This is a genomic window from Peptidiphaga sp. (assembly GCF_057238965.1).
Genome location: NZ_DBHHEV010000057.1, coordinates 1 through 16,100, shown reverse-complemented (window position 1 = coordinate 16,100; position 16,100 = coordinate 1). Strand labels below are relative to the sequence as shown.

The 16,100-nt window shown below is 64.5% G+C and carries 14 protein-coding genes; 8 read left to right on the top strand and 6 right to left on the bottom strand.

Features of this window, described 5'->3' with window-relative positions; all coding sequences use genetic code 11:
- The 5 genes from ACO48X_RS07665 to ACO48X_RS07645 all read left to right on the top strand — a co-directional run.
- A partial coding sequence (locus ACO48X_RS07665) for a hypothetical protein (RefSeq protein WP_485001497.1) occupies nt 1-757 on the top strand: 757 nt, incomplete at its 5' end.
- A 423-nt stretch (nt 758-1,180) separates the two neighbouring features.
- On the top strand, nt 1,181-2,014 hold the full coding sequence (locus ACO48X_RS07660; protein WP_485001496.1) for a TetR/AcrR family transcriptional regulator: 834 nt from the start codon (nt 1,181-1,183) through the stop codon (nt 2,012-2,014).
- Nucleotides 2,015-2,096: 82 nt separating this feature from the next.
- The gene (locus ACO48X_RS07655) at nt 2,097-4,286 is read left to right on the top strand and encodes an NAD(+) synthase (RefSeq protein ID WP_485001495.1); all 2,190 of its coding nucleotides are present in this window, start codon (nt 2,097-2,099) and stop codon (nt 4,284-4,286) included.
- A 174-nt stretch (nt 4,287-4,460) separates the two neighbouring features.
- Nucleotides 4,461-4,910, top strand: coding sequence for a GNAT family N-acetyltransferase (locus tag ACO48X_RS07650; protein WP_485001494.1), 450 nt, complete (start codon nt 4,461-4,463; stop codon nt 4,908-4,910).
- 29 nt (nt 4,911-4,939) lie between these two features.
- The gene (locus ACO48X_RS07645) at nt 4,940-6,457 is read left to right on the top strand and encodes a polysaccharide deacetylase family protein (RefSeq protein WP_485001498.1); all 1,518 of its coding nucleotides are present in this window, start codon (nt 4,940-4,942) and stop codon (nt 6,455-6,457) included.
- A gap of 130 nt (nt 6,458-6,587) precedes the next feature.
- On the opposite strand, the gene ACO48X_RS07640 is transcribed toward ACO48X_RS07645, so the two are convergent.
- Nucleotides 6,588-7,697, bottom strand: coding sequence for a GuaB3 family IMP dehydrogenase-related protein (locus tag ACO48X_RS07640; protein ID WP_485001493.1), 1,110 nt, complete (start codon nt 7,695-7,697; stop codon nt 6,588-6,590).
- A 230-nt stretch (nt 7,698-7,927) separates the two neighbouring features.
- Between ACO48X_RS07640 and ACO48X_RS07635 the strand changes: the two genes are divergently transcribed.
- Nucleotides 7,928-8,650, top strand: coding sequence for an exonuclease domain-containing protein (locus tag ACO48X_RS07635; RefSeq protein WP_485001492.1), 723 nt, complete (start codon nt 7,928-7,930; stop codon nt 8,648-8,650).
- Between the two features lie 11 nt (nt 8,651-8,661).
- Here ACO48X_RS07635 and guaB read toward each other — a convergent pair whose 3' ends face one another.
- The 4 genes from guaB to modA form a co-directional block, all read right to left on the bottom strand.
- Nucleotides 8,662-10,164: an IMP dehydrogenase gene (gene guaB, locus ACO48X_RS07630; protein WP_485001491.1), complete on the bottom strand. Its 1,503-nt coding sequence runs from the start codon at nt 10,162-10,164 to the stop codon at nt 8,662-8,664.
- Between the two features lie 111 nt (nt 10,165-10,275).
- Nucleotides 10,276-10,452: a TOBE domain-containing protein gene (locus ACO48X_RS07625; RefSeq protein WP_485001490.1), complete on the bottom strand. Its 177-nt coding sequence runs from the start codon at nt 10,450-10,452 to the stop codon at nt 10,276-10,278.
- The gene (locus ACO48X_RS07620) at nt 10,449-12,200 is read right to left on the bottom strand and encodes an ABC transporter permease (protein ID WP_485001489.1); all 1,752 of its coding nucleotides are present in this window, start codon (nt 12,198-12,200) and stop codon (nt 10,449-10,451) included. The genes ACO48X_RS07625 and ACO48X_RS07620 overlap by 4 nt, the downstream gene beginning before the upstream one ends.
- Before the next feature lie 34 nt (nt 12,201-12,234).
- Nucleotides 12,235-13,053: a molybdate ABC transporter substrate-binding protein gene (gene modA / locus ACO48X_RS07615; RefSeq protein ID WP_485001488.1), complete on the bottom strand. Its 819-nt coding sequence runs from the start codon at nt 13,051-13,053 to the stop codon at nt 12,235-12,237.
- Between the two features lie 268 nt (nt 13,054-13,321).
- Here modA and ACO48X_RS07610 point away from each other — a divergent pair, with 268 nt between their 5' ends.
- Nucleotides 13,322-13,825, top strand: coding sequence for a molybdopterin-binding protein (locus ACO48X_RS07610; protein WP_485001487.1), 504 nt, complete (start codon nt 13,322-13,324; stop codon nt 13,823-13,825).
- A gap of 53 nt (nt 13,826-13,878) precedes the next feature.
- Here the strand turns inward: ACO48X_RS07610 and mobA are convergent, their stop codons facing one another.
- Entirely contained in the window at nt 13,879-14,586 is a 708-nt protein-coding gene (mobA, locus tag ACO48X_RS07605; protein ID WP_485001486.1) for a molybdenum cofactor guanylyltransferase, read from the bottom strand.
- Between the two features lie 276 nt (nt 14,587-14,862).
- On the opposite strand from mobA, the gene ACO48X_RS07600 reads away from it, so the two are divergent.
- On the top strand, nt 14,863-16,100 hold a 1,238-nt coding region (locus ACO48X_RS07600; RefSeq protein WP_485001485.1), incomplete at its 3' end, for an MFS transporter.

Here is a 16,100-nt window from a genome sequence, read left to right as displayed (position 1 = left end):
AGCCGTCTACTTTCTCGAGAAATACGACTACCTGATCTTTAGAAACGGCGGCAGGCACCAGATCGTCATCGACGGAAGGCAAATCGACATCGGCATCTCTCCCGAAAACCTTGAAAGAATCCGCGGCTTCGCCGCAGAGATTGGAAACATTTCATACGCGGTCATCGTAACCGCCATGCTGCTCGTCGCATTGACGGTGGGAGCGGTGATCCAGGGGGCGTATGCCGCCATCAGGACACGGACCTACCTCAGCTCGGGATTTCCGCGTCGCTCCATTCTCCTCGCCCACGCAAAGGCATTTGGCCTCGGAACCGCCGTGTCGGGCGCGCTCGCCCTGGCGGGGGCCGCGGTCCACGGGCTAATCGCCGGCGACTTTTCCGGCAGCATCAAGGTGACCGGAACGCACGCCGGCCGCGCGGTCGGCACTTACGAGGCCAATCTCTGGTTCCTGGCCGTCGTGGCAACGGTCGCCATAGCCGGCGCGTATACAGCCGCCTACGCGATTTTCATGGCCTTCGTCCGTCTTCCCTGGTATGTCGCGGGAATAGGCATCGCCGTCGTCTCAGCGACATGGGGCACGCTGAACTGGACCTTCAAGGCGGTGGGTTCGGACGGCTCACTCATATACGTGGCGCCTTTCAAACACATAGGCGCAAGCGGCTTCCCGCTTTACAGCGTGCTTTGGGACCTCGCATCCATTGTCTTCTACGCGGCCGCTGCGTGGCTGTGCATGCGACGAATCCAGGTTCGCCGCTGACCGCGAGCGCGCCGACCGGACGGGGCCGCAGCGCCGAGAGGAGCTGCGGCCCCTTTTCCGAAAGGAGGCTGCCCAGACGCACGGCTTCTCGGCTGACGTCGAGCACCCCAGCCGTTGCCGGGCAACAACGCCCTCGTTGCGTTGTTTCTGCACGTCATGCGATCGAGACGAACTAAGGCATCGGCAAATGCACTAACGCTTCCACCAACGTTAAAATACTTTTAATTATAGATGAAATATAAGAGTGCAATTCACTTTTCGCCATTTAACACCTCTGACAAAATTTTGAAATTCATCACCTTAATGCGTTATTTAGGACTAACGACCCTCACTTTTCGTAAAAATACGACGCAAAGTAAAGGTATGGCACGGCGGGTAGCTCGAGGACCTCGAGGAGTGCGCGGAGAGATACGATCGCGCCTCATGGAAGTTGCCCGCGAACAGTTCTCCACCCGCGAATTCAATTCGGTGACCGTGCGAGGCATCGCCGAAGAAGCGGGGGTCGACCCTAGCCTCGTCTCCTATTATTTTGGCGGAAAATCGGGCCTTTTGCGCGCAGCGATGTCGCTGCCCGCCGATCCCGTGGCGGCCGCCCTCAAAGAGATGACGCCCCTTGAAGGCGCGGGATCGAGAGTTTTCAGAGTCATCCTCAACCTTTGGGAAGAGACGAACGCCAATCACGCTGCACGGGTCCTTATCCATCAGCTTCTCAGCTCGGAAGAGACGATGTACGTTTTCAGAACGTGGATCGACGAATCCGTGGTGACCCCGGTGTCCAAAATGCTCGGCGGACCCGACAGGCGCCTGCGGGCCGCATCCGGCGTCGGACTCATCATAGGCGCCCTCCTCAATCGATACATCGCCGGCATAGAGCCGGTTGCCTCGGCGTCGATCGAGGATTCCGCGGCGTTCTACAGCGTCTGCCTTCAATACCTTTTCACGCCTGAGATTTTCCCTTCGGATTTCCCGGCGATCGAGTCCTCCGTCCCGTCTATGCCGAGCTCTTTCGAGAAACAGACGCTCTCGCCTTCGCCTTCTGCCTCGCCAGCTTTGTCCTCTTCCCAGAACCCGCAGCATCCGCACGAGCCGACGCGGCCGCAAGGCCTCGCCCCGCATCCGCACAGATCGACGCCGAGCGCGCACGAGCCGGGGCCCCGACAGCTCCCCCAAACGTTCCAGGAGCGGGTACCGCGAGAAGACCTCACGCTCCCCGAAGACCCTTCCTTTCCCCAAGATCCGAGGAGCTGGCCATTCTAGGCCGCCTGAAGGACCGCCCGGAATCAGCGTCTCGGCTCTGCGTCTGATCTTTTGCGTCGGATACGTCTGGCAGACTTGTACCATGCAGAACTTCTACTCGATCTACTCCCACGGTTTCGCGCGGACAGCGGCCTGCACGCTTCCCGTCGCCATCGGCGATCCGCGCGAGAACGCCCGGCGGACGGCCGAGCTGGCTCGCGAATGCGCCGAAAAGGGCGTGGCCGTCGCAGTCTTCCCCGAGCTCGGGCTGACCGGATACTCAATCGAGGACCTTCTGCTCCAAGACGTGCTGCTTGACGCCACCCTCGAAGCGCTCGAGGACCTTCGGGCGGCCTCCGTCGCGATCGCCTCTGTGATCGTCGTCGGCGCGCCCCTCGTCCACCGCGGCCGCGTATTCAACTGCGCGGCCGTCATCCATCGCGGCCACGTCCTAGGGGTCGTTCCGAAGTCCTACCTTCCCGACTACCGCGAGTTTTACGAGAAGCGGCATTTCGCGTCCGGCGAGGAGTGCGCCGGCGAGAGGATCGCTCTGCCGGGGGTCACCGTCATCGACGCGACGCTCGCCGCGGACGAGATGGGAGGCGACTTCGCGGCGTCGGAGAGCCTCGCCTTGTACGGCGTGCCCCCCGAAACCGTGCCCTTCGGGCCCGACCTCCTTTTCGAGGCGGAGGACGTGCGAGGGCTGACGTTCCACGTCGAGGTCTGCGAGGACATGTGGGTTCCCGTCCCCCCGTCGGCGCGGGCCGCGCTAGCGGGCGCTTCACTCCTGTTGAACCTGTCCGGCTCGCCCATTACGGTGGGGCGGGCCGCCGATCGCGAGCTGCTCATCCAATCGGCGTCTTCGCGCTGCAACGCCGCCTACATTTACGCCGCCAACGGCGAGGGCGAAAGCTCGACCGACCTTGCCTGGGACGGGCAGACGGCGATTTACGAGCTCGGAAGAAAACTTGCGTCTGGGCCGCACTTCGCGACGGGGCCGCACGCGACGATCGCCGACGTCGACCTCGACCTCCTTCGCCAGGAGCGGCAGCGTCAGGGAAGCTTCGACGACAACAGGCGCGCACTGGGAATCGGACGGCGCGACGACCCCTGGCACGACGAGGGGAAATGCTGTCGGGACGCCTTTCGGACGGTGCATTTCACCCTTTCCCCGACCGCCGACGACGTCGGCCTCATGCGCCCCGTCCATCGGTTCCCCTTCGTCCCTGAGGACAGCGCGAGGCTCCACCAGGACTGTTACGAGGCCTACAACATCCAAGTCTCCGCGCTGTGCCAGCGGCTCCGGGCGATCGGCCGGCCAAAGATCGTCATCGGCGTCTCCGGCGGCCTCGACTCGACCCACGCGCTCATCGTCGCGGCCAAAGCGATGGACAAACTGGGCAGGCCGCGGGAGGACATCCTGGCCTACACCCTTCCCGGATTCGCGACATCTGAAAAGACGAAGGCCAACGCCCGCGCCCTGGGCAAAAGCCTGGGCGTGACTTTCTCAGAAATCGACATTCGCCCCGCCGCCCTGCAAATGCTCAAAGACATGGGCCATCCCTTCGGCCGGGGCGAGGAGGTCTACGACGTCGCCTTCGAGAACGTCCAGGCGGGCCTGCGAACCGACTATCTCTTCCGCCTGGCGAACGCAAACGGCGGCATCGTCCTGGGAACGGGCGACTTGTCCGAGCTCGCGCTCGGATGGTGCACTTTCGGCGTCGGCGACCACATGAGCCATTACAACGTCAACGCCGGCGTCCCCAAAACTCTCATACAGCACCTCATCCGCTGGGTGACATCGTCCCGGCAATTCGACGATTCAGTCGCGGCCACACTGCGCTCCATTCTCGACACGGAGATTTCGCCCGAACTCGTCCCCGCCAAGGACGGCGAGCAGATCCAGTCGACGCAGGCCGTCATCGGCCCCTACGAACTCCAAGACTTCACACTCTTCTACGTTCTCCGCCGAGGGCTCGCCCCCTCGAAGATCGCCTTCTGCGCCTGGCACTCGTGGCGCGACGCCGACGAGGGAGCGTGGCCGGAAGGCATAGCACAGACCGATCGCCGCAGCTACGGAATCGGGGAGATAAAGAAGTGGATGGAGGTCTTCTACAAGCGCTTCTTCTCAAACCAGTTCAAGCGTTCGACGCTGCCGAACGGCCCGAAGGTCAGCGCGGGAGGGACGCTGTCCCCCCGCGGCGACTGGCGCATGCCCTCCGACGCCGCGGCACGGGCCTGGCTGGCCGAAATGGCGGCGATTCCGGACAGCGAGAAGCCAGCGCATCCATGACTGCGCACAGGAGGCGAGCCCGTCGCCGGAGATGGGGCTTTTTCCCCTTGCTCGAATGGGATGCGCAACTCTCCCGCATCGAATATCGATATCGGGGCCGCCTTGACGTAAAGTCTCAACCAGCCGTTTATCGCGCAAAAACATTGAAAGAGAAACAATCGAAAGGAAAGGCACATGCCCGTCAAGCTTGTGGCCGAGGCAGAACCTGGCCTGCTGGAGGCAGTCAATGGACTGATCCCGCAGCTGTCCTCGTCCACTCCCCCGCTGAACGACGAGCAGCTCGACGAACTCCTCTCCCAGCCGGCGACCTATCTGTTCGTCTATGAAGGCGTGCCGACCGGGGCCGAGGACGATTCGCCTCGAATACTGGGAATGCTCACCCTCGCCACATTCATCATTCCCACGGGCAAGCGCGCGTGGATCGAAGACGTCGTCGTCGATTCCGCCGCCCGCGGACAGGGAGCGGGACAGGCCCTCGTCGAGGCTGCCATTGCTCACGCCAAAAAAATCGGCGCAAAATCCGTCGATCTCACCTCACGCCCGTCTCGCGAAGCCGCAAACCGTCTCTATGTGAGATCTGGATTCACGGCAAGGCAGACGAATATCTACCGCTACGGCGGCTAAAAGCATCAAAAGAAGACAATGGAGTGAAGATGCGTTCACATAAGAACATTGCGGTGGGCTTGGTGTGCCTGTCCATCGCTTCGTGCGCGGCCAGCAGTCAGACACATGCGGCTTCAGCGACGACGCGCCCGACAGAAAAGGCCATTTCGATCGCCAAAGTGCATCCGATTTCGCTCGACGGCCCAGAAACGGTCGAGGGGTTGGAAGTTGGAACGGAAAAGAGCGCTACAGCGCCTCACAGCTCGCTCGTTCACGTGGCAAATCCGGATGTTTTGGCGTCAAAGGTCAATCTTTGGGCGGTGGAGGAGCAAAGGAAGCTGTCTCGTCCTTCGTCCAAGGAATACCTGACGATGTCTCCCGGGGTCTGCGGCGCCAGCGGAACGATCGTCTGCTTCGCCGTTGATTCGACACAGCACACGCAGGGCGAGAAGGCCGTTTCGACCCAGACCTGGTACCTCGACATGAGTGACAAGTCCGTCAGACAGTCGCAGGATTTGCTCACCCAGGCTGGAAAGAAGAAAGTTGTGCACGCTCTCGAGTCCCTTTCGCTCGAGACGTCGGTGAGCATGTCGATAAAACGCGCTTTGAAGCCGAATTCCGACTCCCCGACGGCGAAGCCGACCTCGAATTCCACGCCGGTCGCAAGGCCGTCGGCATCGGCCTCCTCGACGTCGGCGCCGACCTCTCCGGATCGTCAAAACGTCATGAGCTTTGCGGGCGTCTTCTTCCAAGGCGACGGGTCCCTGGTGCTCAGAGCGCCCAACGACAATGAGAACGGCTTTGATTCCTATCGAGTGGCAAGCCGCGACGTGGAGAAGCTTCTGACCGAGGACGGAAAGAAACTCCGCTCGGGAATAATGGAGAAAGCCGATCCCATTCCCATTCCAAAGCCTGAAAACAAGCCGATTCCGAAGCCCGACGTCGATTGCAAGGTTGTTTCCTGCGTGGCGCTGACCTTCGACGACGGCCCCGGCGACCAGACCGACAGACTGCTCGCGGTGCTGAGGGAAAAGGGCGTGCGCGCAACCTTCTTCACCATAGGCAAGAACGTGAAGGCCAACCCGGGCATCGTCAAGAAGGAAGCCGCCGAAGGCCATTCCGTCGGCAATCATTCGTGGGACCACCCTCAGCTGACGAAGCTCACGCCCGAAGAGCTCCGCAAGGAGCTCAAGAACACCTCCGACTCGATCGTCGAAGCCGGCGCTCCGGCACCCGTGCTCATGAGGCCCCCGTACGGTTCGTCGAACGCGGCCGTCCTCAAGGCCATCGGCGAAAACGGCATGGCCGAGACAAGATGGGACGTGGACACCGAGGACTGGAAGAACAAGAATGCGGCCGTCACAACGCAGCGCGCACTCGCAGGCGCCAGGCCCGGTTCGGTCATTCTCATGCATGACATCCACGCCAGCTCGGTCGATGCCGTCCCAGGGCTGATCGACCAGCTCCGGGCGAAAGGATACACCCTGGTGACCGTTCCTCAGCTGATGGGAGACGACATGACTCCCTACATCGGCCGCAGGATCTTCAGCCAGCACAACGTCAAGTAGACCGACCTTTGCGACAGGCCGACCGCCGAAGCGGGCACGCGAAAGCTCGCCTTCGGCGGTCGGCCTGTCGCCGTTTGGGATGGAGGCGGGATTCTCGACGTCGGCCTTGCGCCGCTGCAGGCCTCAGGCCTTAGGCCGTCACGACCAGCTCAGCCCGCTGGAACTCCTTGAGGTCGAGGTATCCGTTGGCGGCCATCGCGTGGCGCAGCGCCCCCATGAAATTGGTGAAACCGCAAGCCTGGTGGGACGGGCCGTCAAGGATGTCGCGGAGGCTTCCGACCGTGGCGACCTCGACCCGCTCGCCTCTGGGCAGCGTGCCGTGCCACGCTTCGGGGCCCCAATGCCATCCGCGGCCGGGAGCTTCCGCCGCCCTGGCCAAGGCGGTGCCGAGCATGACGGCGTCGGCCCCGCACGCTATTGCCTTCACGAGGTCGCCGGACGTCGAAACCGACCCGTCGGCGATGACGTGGACGTAGCGCCCGCCCGACTCGTCAAGGTAGTCCCTGCGCGCCGCGGCGATGTCGGCGATGGCGGTGGCCATGGGAGCGGCTATCCCCACCGTTCGGCGGGTCGCGGAGGCGGCCCCTCCCCCGTACCCGGCGAGCACGCCCGCCGCGCCGGTGCGCATGAGATGGAGAGCGCCGGTGTAGGTCACGGCGCCGCCGACCAGGACGGGAACCTCCAGTTCATAAATGAAACGTTTGAGATTGAGCGGCTCCCGGGAAGCGGAGACGTGCTCGGCCGAAACCGTCGTGCCGCGAATGATGAAAAGGTCCACTCCCGCATCGACGACCGTCTTCCACAGATCCTGCGTGCGTCCGGGCGAAAGGGCCCCGGCCACGGGGACTCCCGCAGAGCGGATCTCGGCCAACCGGGAAAAGATGAGGTCTCGTTTGATGGGCACCGAATAGAGGCGCTGAAACAAGGATGTGGCCTCGCCGGGATCGGCCCGGGCGATTCGGGCGAACTCCTCCGTCGGATCCTCGTAACGCGTCCACAGGCCCTCCAGATCGAGGACCCCCACGCCGCCCAGCCTTCCGATCCCGACACCAGTGGCCGGACAGGAGAACGAGCCCATGGGGGCGGAAAGAACCGGGATGTCCAAGTGATAGGCGTCGAACTGCCAGGAGGTGGAGACCTCGTCGGCGTCGCGGGTGCGCCTTCTTGGGACGACGGCGACGTCGTCCAGCGTGTAGGCGCGACGCGCCCTCTTTCCCCGCCCTATCTCGATTTCGCTCACGTCTCAAGCCTACCGCGCCGCCTCAGCGAGTCAGCCGTGCGGCCCGGCCGCGTGTTACCCGGAAAGGCGCTGCGCGGGGAGTGGCAGGCAGCCCGCCGGCGAAGCCGCGGGCACACCGCCGACCATGCGCTTCCCAAACTGCCCGCAAAACGCCGCGGCAAATGCCGGCAAACGGCGAGCCGCGCATGGAGGCGCGGAAAAGCGTCGGCCCCCGCCGATACCATGAAGCCATGGACGAAGAGAACGCAATGTGGACCTCCTCGCCGGTGATCGGCTTCGACACGGAGACGACGGGAATAGATCCGAAACGGGACCGCCTCGTGACTTGCTCGCTCGTCGCCGTGACGGAGGAAGGTGTGTCAAAACGCTACTGGCTCGCCGATCCCGGCGTCGAAATACCCGAACGGGCAAGCGCGGTGCACGGAATCACGACGGAGCAGGCGCGCGCCGAAGGCAGGCCCTCGAAGGAGGTTCTCGAAGAAGTCGCGGCGCTCCTGGCCGAGCACATGGGGCGCGGGCATCCTGCGGTCGCCTTCAACGCGACCTACGATTTCACCCTCCTGGAGAGCGAATTGGACAGACACGGACTGCCGACCTTGGCCGAGAGGCTGGGCGGCGAAGTCTTCCCCGTCGTCGACCCGTACCTGCTCGACCGCTCAGCCGACCGATATCGCAAGGGCAAAAGGCGGCTTGAGGACCTCTGCCGCCATTACGGAGTCCATGCCGAGGACGATTTTCACAATGCCGAGGCCGACGTTCTGGCCACGCTGCGCCTGCTGGCCGCGATAGTCCGCAAGTTCCCGGAACTCGCGCGCGCCGAATTGGAGGACATACAGGAGAGGGAATGCGAAACGCACGCCGACTTCATGGCCTTTCTCGCTCGCAAGGCCGCTGAGAAGGGGCGCGAATTCACGGACTCCTTCGATTGGCCGGTCGCCGAGCCGCGCGGCTGACAGGAGGGCCCTCAGCGGCCTGAGTAGTTCGGCGCCTCAACGGTCATTTGCACGTCGTGCGGATGCGACTCGCGCAAGCCCGCGGACGTGATTCGCACGAAGCGGCCGTTTTCCTTGAGCTCGGGAATCGTTCTGGAGCCCGTGTAGAACATCGTCTGGTGCAGTCCGCCCAAAAGCGTGCCGAGAACAGAGGAAAGGGTTCCTCGGAAGGGCACCTGCCCCTCGATCCCCTCCGGGATGATTTTGTCGTCGGAAGAAACGTCGCTCTGGAAGTAACGGTCTTTTGAGTAGGATCGCTTGCCGCGCGAGGACATCGCGCCAAGCGATCCCATTCCCCGATAGTGCTTGAACTGCTTGCCGTTGACAAAGACGATCTCGCCGGGCGTCTCTTCGCACCCCGCCAGGAGGGAGCCGAGCATCACGACGTCGGCGCCGGCCACAATCGCCTTGCCGATGTCGCCCGAGTATTGGAGGCCTCCGTCGGCGATGAGCGGAACGCCGGCGGGGCCGCAGGCTTTGGAGGACTCGTAGACCGCCGTCACCTGGGGGACGCCGACGCCGGCCACAACGCGCGTGGTGCAAATCGACCCCGGCCCCACGCCGACTTTCACAGCGTCGACGCCGGCGTCGATGAGCGCCTGCGTGCCTTCTCGCGTCGCGACGTTTCCGCCGACGATCTCGACGCCGTCGAAGGCCGAATCCGATCGGAGCCTCCGAATCATGTCGAGGGCCAGCTTCGCCTCCCCGTTCGCCGAGTCGATGACGAGCACGTCGACTCCTTCCTCGGCGAGGGCGCCTGCGCGCTCCCAAGAGTCGGAGAGGTAGCCGACCCCCGCCCCGACGAGCAGGCGGCCGTCCGCGTCCTTTGAAGCATTCGGATACTGCTGCGTTTTGACGAAGTCCTTGACCGTGATGAGGCCGGTCAACCGCCCCTCGCCATCGATGAGCGGAAGCTTTTCGATCTTGTGTTGGGCCAAAAGGCGCGCCGCCTCCTCCTGGGGCACGTCCTTTCCGGCGGTCACGAGAGGCATCGGGGTCATCGTCTCGCGAACGGTGCGCGTCGCGAACTCGCTTTCGGGGATGAAGCGCAAATCGCGGTTGGTGACAATCCCCAGGAGCTTGTCGTCCCCGTCAACGACGGGCAAGCCGGAGATGCGGTATTTCGCGCACAGCGCGTCAAGCTCGGCGATCGTCGCCTCGGGGCCGATCGTCGCCGGATCGTGGACCATGCCGGATTCGGAGCGCTTGACCTGGCGGACCTGCTCGGCCTGAGCCTCGACGGAAAGGTTGCGGTGGATGATTCCAATTCCGCCCTGGCGAGCCATGGCGATGGCCATTCGGGACTCGGTCACGGTGTCCATCGCGGCCGAAACCAGAGGCGTTTTGAGCGAAAGCTTGCGGGTCAGGCGGCTCGCAGTGTCCACCTCGGAGGGGATGACGTCGGTCTCGCGCGGGAGCAAAAGGACGTCGTCATACGTCAAACCGACGAATTCAAAGGGATCGCGAGTGCTCATGGCGCAATCTTACGGTGTGAAAGGATGCGACGGCGCGCGTATTCGTGTGAGCGTGTCGACTGCTTCGCGTGAGCGTGCCGGCCTCCGCTGGACGGCGGCGTGCCTCTGCCGTCAAACGCCGCGCCCCGCGCCCACTGCGCGTACTTGGGTGGCCTTGACCGTGGCGACCGCTTCGTCGCCGGGCGCGAGCGCCAGCTCGGCGAGCGCCGCCGGAGTGATCCTCGCATTGAAGGGCGCCCCGTTTGGAAAGCGAAGTCGGACGGTGACGAGGCCTCCAGCGGTGCTCACCGCGCCGAGCCGACGACCTTCCCGGATGAGAGGGCGACCGCCTCCGGCGCGAACATGAACGTCACGGGCTGCCCTGCGGCGATCCCGGGCGCTTCTGCGGCCGTGAGCTCTTGCCCTCCGCCGACGTCGATCGACGGAAGCCCGTCTCCGTCGGCCCTCAAGACTCCCGCGACGGCGTTGAGCCCGGCGAGGCTCGCTCCAAAAGCGCTGACCGGACGGGCGAGAACCTCGGCCGGCGAGCCGTCCTCGACGACCCTTCCGCGTTCCAGCACTATCATGCGCGTGCCCAGCTCGACGGCCTCGGCCACGTCGTGGGTCACGAGAACGGTTGTCGTCCCGTCTGATTTCAGCCGATCGACGAGTATCGCCCCCACTCGCGAGCTCGCTTCGACGTCGAGGGCGGCCGTCGGCTCGTCGAGAATGAGCAGGCGGGGCGAGAAGACAAGCGCCCGGGCGAGCGCGACGCGGGCCGCCTGGCCTCCCGAAAGTTGGCCGCCGCGGCGCGCGGCGAGCCGCTCGCATCCGACCTTCCTCAGTTGCTCGCGTGCAAGCCGCCGCGCCTGGGCGCGCGGGAATCCGCGGCACACGAGAGGGAAGGCGACATTCGCCAACACTGTCATGTGTTCGAATATCCGGGGATTCTGGCTGACCATCGCCACGTCGCGCCCCCGCGGCGGAATGAAGGCTCCGGCGGCGTCCGCGATGAGGTCTCCAATTTGCACCGTGCCGGAGTCTAGCGCGAGGGAACCGGAGAGGACCTCGGCGAGCGTCGACTTTCCCGCCCCGTTGTGGCCCATGACCGCGAGGACCTCACCCGCTCCGACGTCGATGGAAACATCCCATCCGCGTTCGACGACCCTCCCCTCCACTCGAAGGGGAACGGCCGTCTTCTCGACGGGCTGCAAGGATTGCGGAGCGTCGACGGCGTCGGGGTCGCCTCCGTCGTCGAAGACTTCCTCCTCGCGCACGCGCCTCCTGCCTCTGGCGGGCATCTCGGTCGCGGCGACGACGAGGGCCGCAACGCCCACGAGGATGATGCCGAGTACCAGATCCGTCTTGTCCGCCGACTCGCGCGCCAGATAGACCTGAATCGGAAGCGTGCGCGTGATTCCCTGGAGCGATCCGGCGAAAGTCAACGTGGCGCCGAACTCCCCGAGGCAGCGAGCCAACGCGAGCGCCGCGCCGCGCGCCACACCCGGAACGACCATGGGAAGGGTGACGCTCGCAAGCACACGCGTAGGCCGGGCGCCCAGGCTCGCGGCCGTCTCCTCCAAGCCACGCGGGCGCGACCTGAGCGCCGCTTCGAGAGTGACGACCAGAAATGGAAGGGAGACGAACACTTGGGCCAGGACGACCGCCGCCGTCGTGAAGGCGACGGTCACGCCAAAAGCCTCCAGCTGTGAGCCAAGGACGCCTCTTCGTCCGAAAGCTGCGACCAAGGCGATGCCTGCGACAACCGGAGGAAGGGCGAGCGGGAGCGCCACAAGCACTCGCAGAACGCCGACGCCTCGCCAGTCTCTCGAAAGAGCCACGGCCAAGGGAACGCCCAAGACCAGGTCGATCGCCAAGGCTGCGGCGCACGTCTTCAGGCTCAACGAGAGGGCGTCCGCCGCCTCGTCGCTCGAAAGCACCGCGGGGAACTGGTCCCACGGCACCCTCGATCCCATGAAAACGAGAGGGAGAACGAGATACGCGGCGCTGACGGACGCAAAGAGAACGAGCCACCAAGGCAAGGGTGAGACGTTCACGCGCCTCGCACACCGCTTCGCGGTGCGAGGGCGCCTATCGCCCACCGGCCCCGGCCTCGTTGAAGCCGTGCTTCTTCAACGTCGCCTGCTCCTCCCGCGATGTCACATACTCGGCGAAGGCCTTGGCCTTGGCCGAATTCTTAGAGTCCTTGACCACTCCGACCGGGTAGTCGTTGACAATCTTGTCGGCGCCGGGAATCTCGATCGTTTCGACCTCTTTGCCGCCGGCGACGGCGTCCGTGCGATAGACGATGCCCGCGTCGGCCTCGCCCGATATCACTTTGCTGCGAACGTCCGTCACCTTCTGCTCTTCCGAAACGGGGTTGAGCTTCACGCCGAGCTTCTTGACGAGCTCGGCCGTCGCGGTTCCGCACGGCACCGTCTTGCCGCCCGCGGACGCCTTGGGCGTGCAAATGACGAGCTTGGCCTTGTCCAGGGACGAATTGAGGCCCGTGACCTTCGCGGGGTTTCCCTTGGGCGTGATGAGAACGAGGGTGTTCGAAGCGAAGACCTTCGTGTCTGCGACCTTGCCGCCGGACTTGAGCGCGTCCATCGTCGTCGTGTTGGCCGTGGCGACGACGTCGGCCGGGGCGCCGGAGTTGATTTGTTCGACGAGTTCCTGAGAGCCTGCAAAGTTGAAGACAAGGTCGACGTCGGGATGCGCCGATTCGAACTTCTTCTCCATCTCCCCGAAGGACTCCTTGAGGGAGGCCGCCGCGAACACGTTGACCTTGGCCGCCTTTCCCGATGCGCCGCCGGACGGCGAGCCAGTCGAGTCCGAAGCGGCGTCGTCGCCGCATGCGGACAAGAGGAGCAGTGCCGCCCCAAAGGCCGCCGCGATGCGTCGATGCATGTTGTTCTCCGTTCTAATCGGTGTGGGCTCGGATGCCTTTCAATCCGAACCTGAATCTATTGCGTAGACTACACACTGTTTTGTTTGGTTTTTCCCACACAAAACAAAGAAGCGCTTGAAAGCTGAGAAAAGCAGCCAAACTAATCGGCGACGCAGCCGAACTGGCAGGCGGGGCGAGCGGCCTTCGCGCGCGAAGGCCTGTTTCGCGAAGCCCTATGATGGCCGCAGACCCACAGTCGCCAAACAGCCGCCGAGCCGAGGAGGTTTCATGTCCCCCAGGTGGAGTCCCGACAGCGTCCGTTCGACCGTCGTCGTCGTGAGCGACCGCGTCCTTTCAGGAGAGAAAGAGGACAAAGCCGGGCCTGGCTGCGTCCGGCGCCTCGCGGGCCTCGGCATGCCCGAGCCTCGGCTGCGCGTCGTCGCGGAAAGCCGGTCCGACATCGAGAAGGAGATAGCGGAGGCCTTGCGACGCGGCGACCGCTTCGTCCTCATCCTCGGGGGATCCGGGTTTCGCGAAGGAAATGACGCGCCGGAGGCCGCGCGCGCCTTCATCGACGTCGAGATCCCCGGAATCGCCGAGCAGATTCGCGCCCACGGGCTGGCCAAGACGCCTCTCGCCTCACTGTCCCGCGAAGTGGTCGGAGTCAGCGCCCGCAACCGCACGGGCGCCCTCATCGTCGTCTCCCCCGGCTCCTCCGGCGGAGCGCAGGACACCCTCGACGTAGTCGAACCTCTTATGCCCCATATCCTGGCCCAGCTCGACGAAGCCTGACGCCCGAAGCGCCCCGAGCCTCGGAGCGCGACGCGAAAGGCGGACCGGCAGGCCTATGGCTCGAGCGGCGCAACGCCCGATTCGGCCGAGCCGAGGGCTTTTGACCACCAGGACAAGTCCTCCGGCGTATCGACGTCGCGGCATTCGTCGGCCGAGGCCGGAACTTCGGCGAGGTCCAAGCCGCCCAGCGTCCGCCGCACGCCTTTGTTCCGAGGCCGTCCGGCCTCCTGGATCGCGGCCCGCAAGGCTTCGATCCGATAGATCGCCTGAAGACACTGGCGAAAGGGAGGGTCCCCGCCGAAGACGACGGCGCCGTCGCGGCCTCGGGCGGCCGCAGCCAGCCTCGGCGCCAAGGCCCCCGCCTGCGGCGTGTCGACGGCGAAGACGAAAACCATGTCGCGCGCCCCGGCCGAGGGCTCCCCCGCGGACCCGGCTGCGAACGCGGCCGAACCCGGCGCGAGTGGCGGCGAGCCGACCGGAGCCCCGACAGAATCCGCCGACGCGCCAAGCGCCTTGAGCCCCGCGTCGATCCCGGCGAGCGGTCCCCCGGCGGGGGGATCCTCCAAAGTCCTGAGCACTCCGGGCGGAACATCGACCGAGTCGGGCGCCACCGCGACGATCCGCCCGGCTACGAACGGGCGGACGCCGGCCACGACGCGCTCAAGCAGTCGGCGGCCACCGATCGAGACGTCGGCTTTAGACGCGCCGCCGAGGCGCCTTCCCTCGCCGCCGGCGAGGACGATGCAATGGGTGGCGGACATGCGACGATCATGCACTCTCGACGTCGGCTTGGCAATCGGCCCTCGATTTACGTAAGACTTTTCGCGTGTATTTCCGATCCGAGGCCCGAGACAGCGGTTCGCAACTCCGCAAAACGGCGAGTTTTCAACAAAGCATCGAGAACCGGATCCGCAGGGGCCCGACGCTTCGAAGGCCGCGCCGCCACCTCGGGTCAGCGGACTTGGTACGCTTTACTCATATTCATCGGATTTTCCCATCTTTAAAATCTTCCATGACGGACGACCGCGAGGAGCACTATGAAATCCGCCGTTCTCACCGACTGGAATCCAGAGGATTCGCAGTCCTGGGACTCGAAGATCGCCTGGCGCACCCTCGCGATCACCACATACTCGATGATCATGGCGTTCTGCGTATGGTTCCTCGTGAGCGCCATCGCCCCGAAACTCAACGACATCGGCTTCCATCTGTCAAAAGAACAGCTCTACTGGCTGACGTCGATGCCGGGGCTTTCCTGCGGGCTCATCCGTCTGGCATACATGTTCCTCCCGCCACTGGTGGGCACGCGCAAGCTCGTCGGCTACAGCTCGCTGCTCTACGCCATTCCAATGCTCGGCTGGTTCGTGGCCGTGCAGAATCCGAACACGAGCTACGGGGTGCTGCTCGGCCTGGCTTTCGCCTGCGGAATCGGCGGCGGCTCCTTCTCGGGGTACATGCCCTCCACAGGTTATTTCTTCCCCAAGCGCCTGCAAGGAACGGCCCTCGGCATCCAAGCGGGCATCGGCAATTTGGGCATGTCCATCATCCAGCTCGTCGGCCCGCTCCTCATGGGCTTCGGCCTGTTCGGAATGACGTGGGTTGCCCCGCAAGCCGGTGCGAACGGCCCCATCCACGTGCACAACGCGGCGATCTTCTTCGTTCCCTGGACCATCGTGGCGGCGATCCTCGCCTTCACGCTTCTCAAAGACGTTCCGGTCAAGGCGAACATCCGCCAGCAGCTCGACATCTTCTCCAACTCCAACACATGGGTCATGACCGCCATGTACGTCATGACTTTCGGAATCTTCTCCGGGTTCGCCGCGCAGTTCGCGCTCATCATCAACCAGCACTACGGCAAGGACAGCGCGTTTGCAGGCATGGAAGGCCTTCCCGCGGGCGCGGGCTACGCCTTCCTCGGCCCCCTCATCGGATCCCTCGTGAGATTCGTCTGGGGCCCGCTGTGCGACAAATTCGGCGGTGCGATCTGGACCTTCGTCTCGGCGGTGGGCATGGCCGTCACCCTCGGCTGGGCGGCGCTCTTCCTGGAACCGAAGGACCTCGGCCAGTTCCCCGTCTTCCTGACGGCGATGCTTCTCATGTTCTTCTTCTCCGGCATCGGCAACGCCGGAACCTTCAAACAGATGCCGATGATCATGCCCAAACGCCAGGCGGGCGGGGCAATCGGCTTCACCGCGGCGGTGGCCAGCCTCGGCCCCTTCATCGTCGGCGTCGCGCTCTCGGCCATGTCCGCAAGCCCGTGGTTCTGGCTGTGCGCCGC

Coding starts and splice junctions, on each gene's coding strand:
- ACO48X_RS07660 (WP_485001496.1), top strand. CDS start 1,181: ATGGAAGTTGCCCGCGAACAGTTCTCCACCCGCGAATTCAATTCGGTG.
- ACO48X_RS07655 (WP_485001495.1), top strand. CDS start 2,097: ATGCAGAACTTCTACTCGATCTACTCCCACGGTTTCGCGCGGACAGCG.
- ACO48X_RS07650 (WP_485001494.1), top strand. CDS start 4,461: ATGCCCGTCAAGCTTGTGGCCGAGGCAGAACCTGGCCTGCTGGAGGCA.
- ACO48X_RS07645 (WP_485001498.1), top strand. CDS start 4,940: ATGCGTTCACATAAGAACATTGCGGTGGGCTTGGTGTGCCTGTCCATC.
- ACO48X_RS07635 (WP_485001492.1), top strand. CDS start 7,928: ATGGACGAAGAGAACGCAATGTGGACCTCCTCGCCGGTGATCGGCTTC.
- guaB (WP_485001491.1), bottom strand. CDS start 10,164: ATGAGCACTCGCGATCCCTTTGAATTCGTCGGTTTGACGTATGACGAC.
- modA (WP_485001488.1), bottom strand. CDS start 13,053: ATGCATCGACGCATCGCGGCGGCCTTTGGGGCGGCACTGCTCCTCTTG.
- ACO48X_RS07610 (WP_485001487.1), top strand. CDS start 13,322: ATGTCCCCCAGGTGGAGTCCCGACAGCGTCCGTTCGACCGTCGTCGTC.
- mobA (WP_485001486.1), bottom strand. CDS start 14,586: ATGTCCGCCACCCATTGCATCGTCCTCGCCGGCGGCGAGGGAAGGCGC.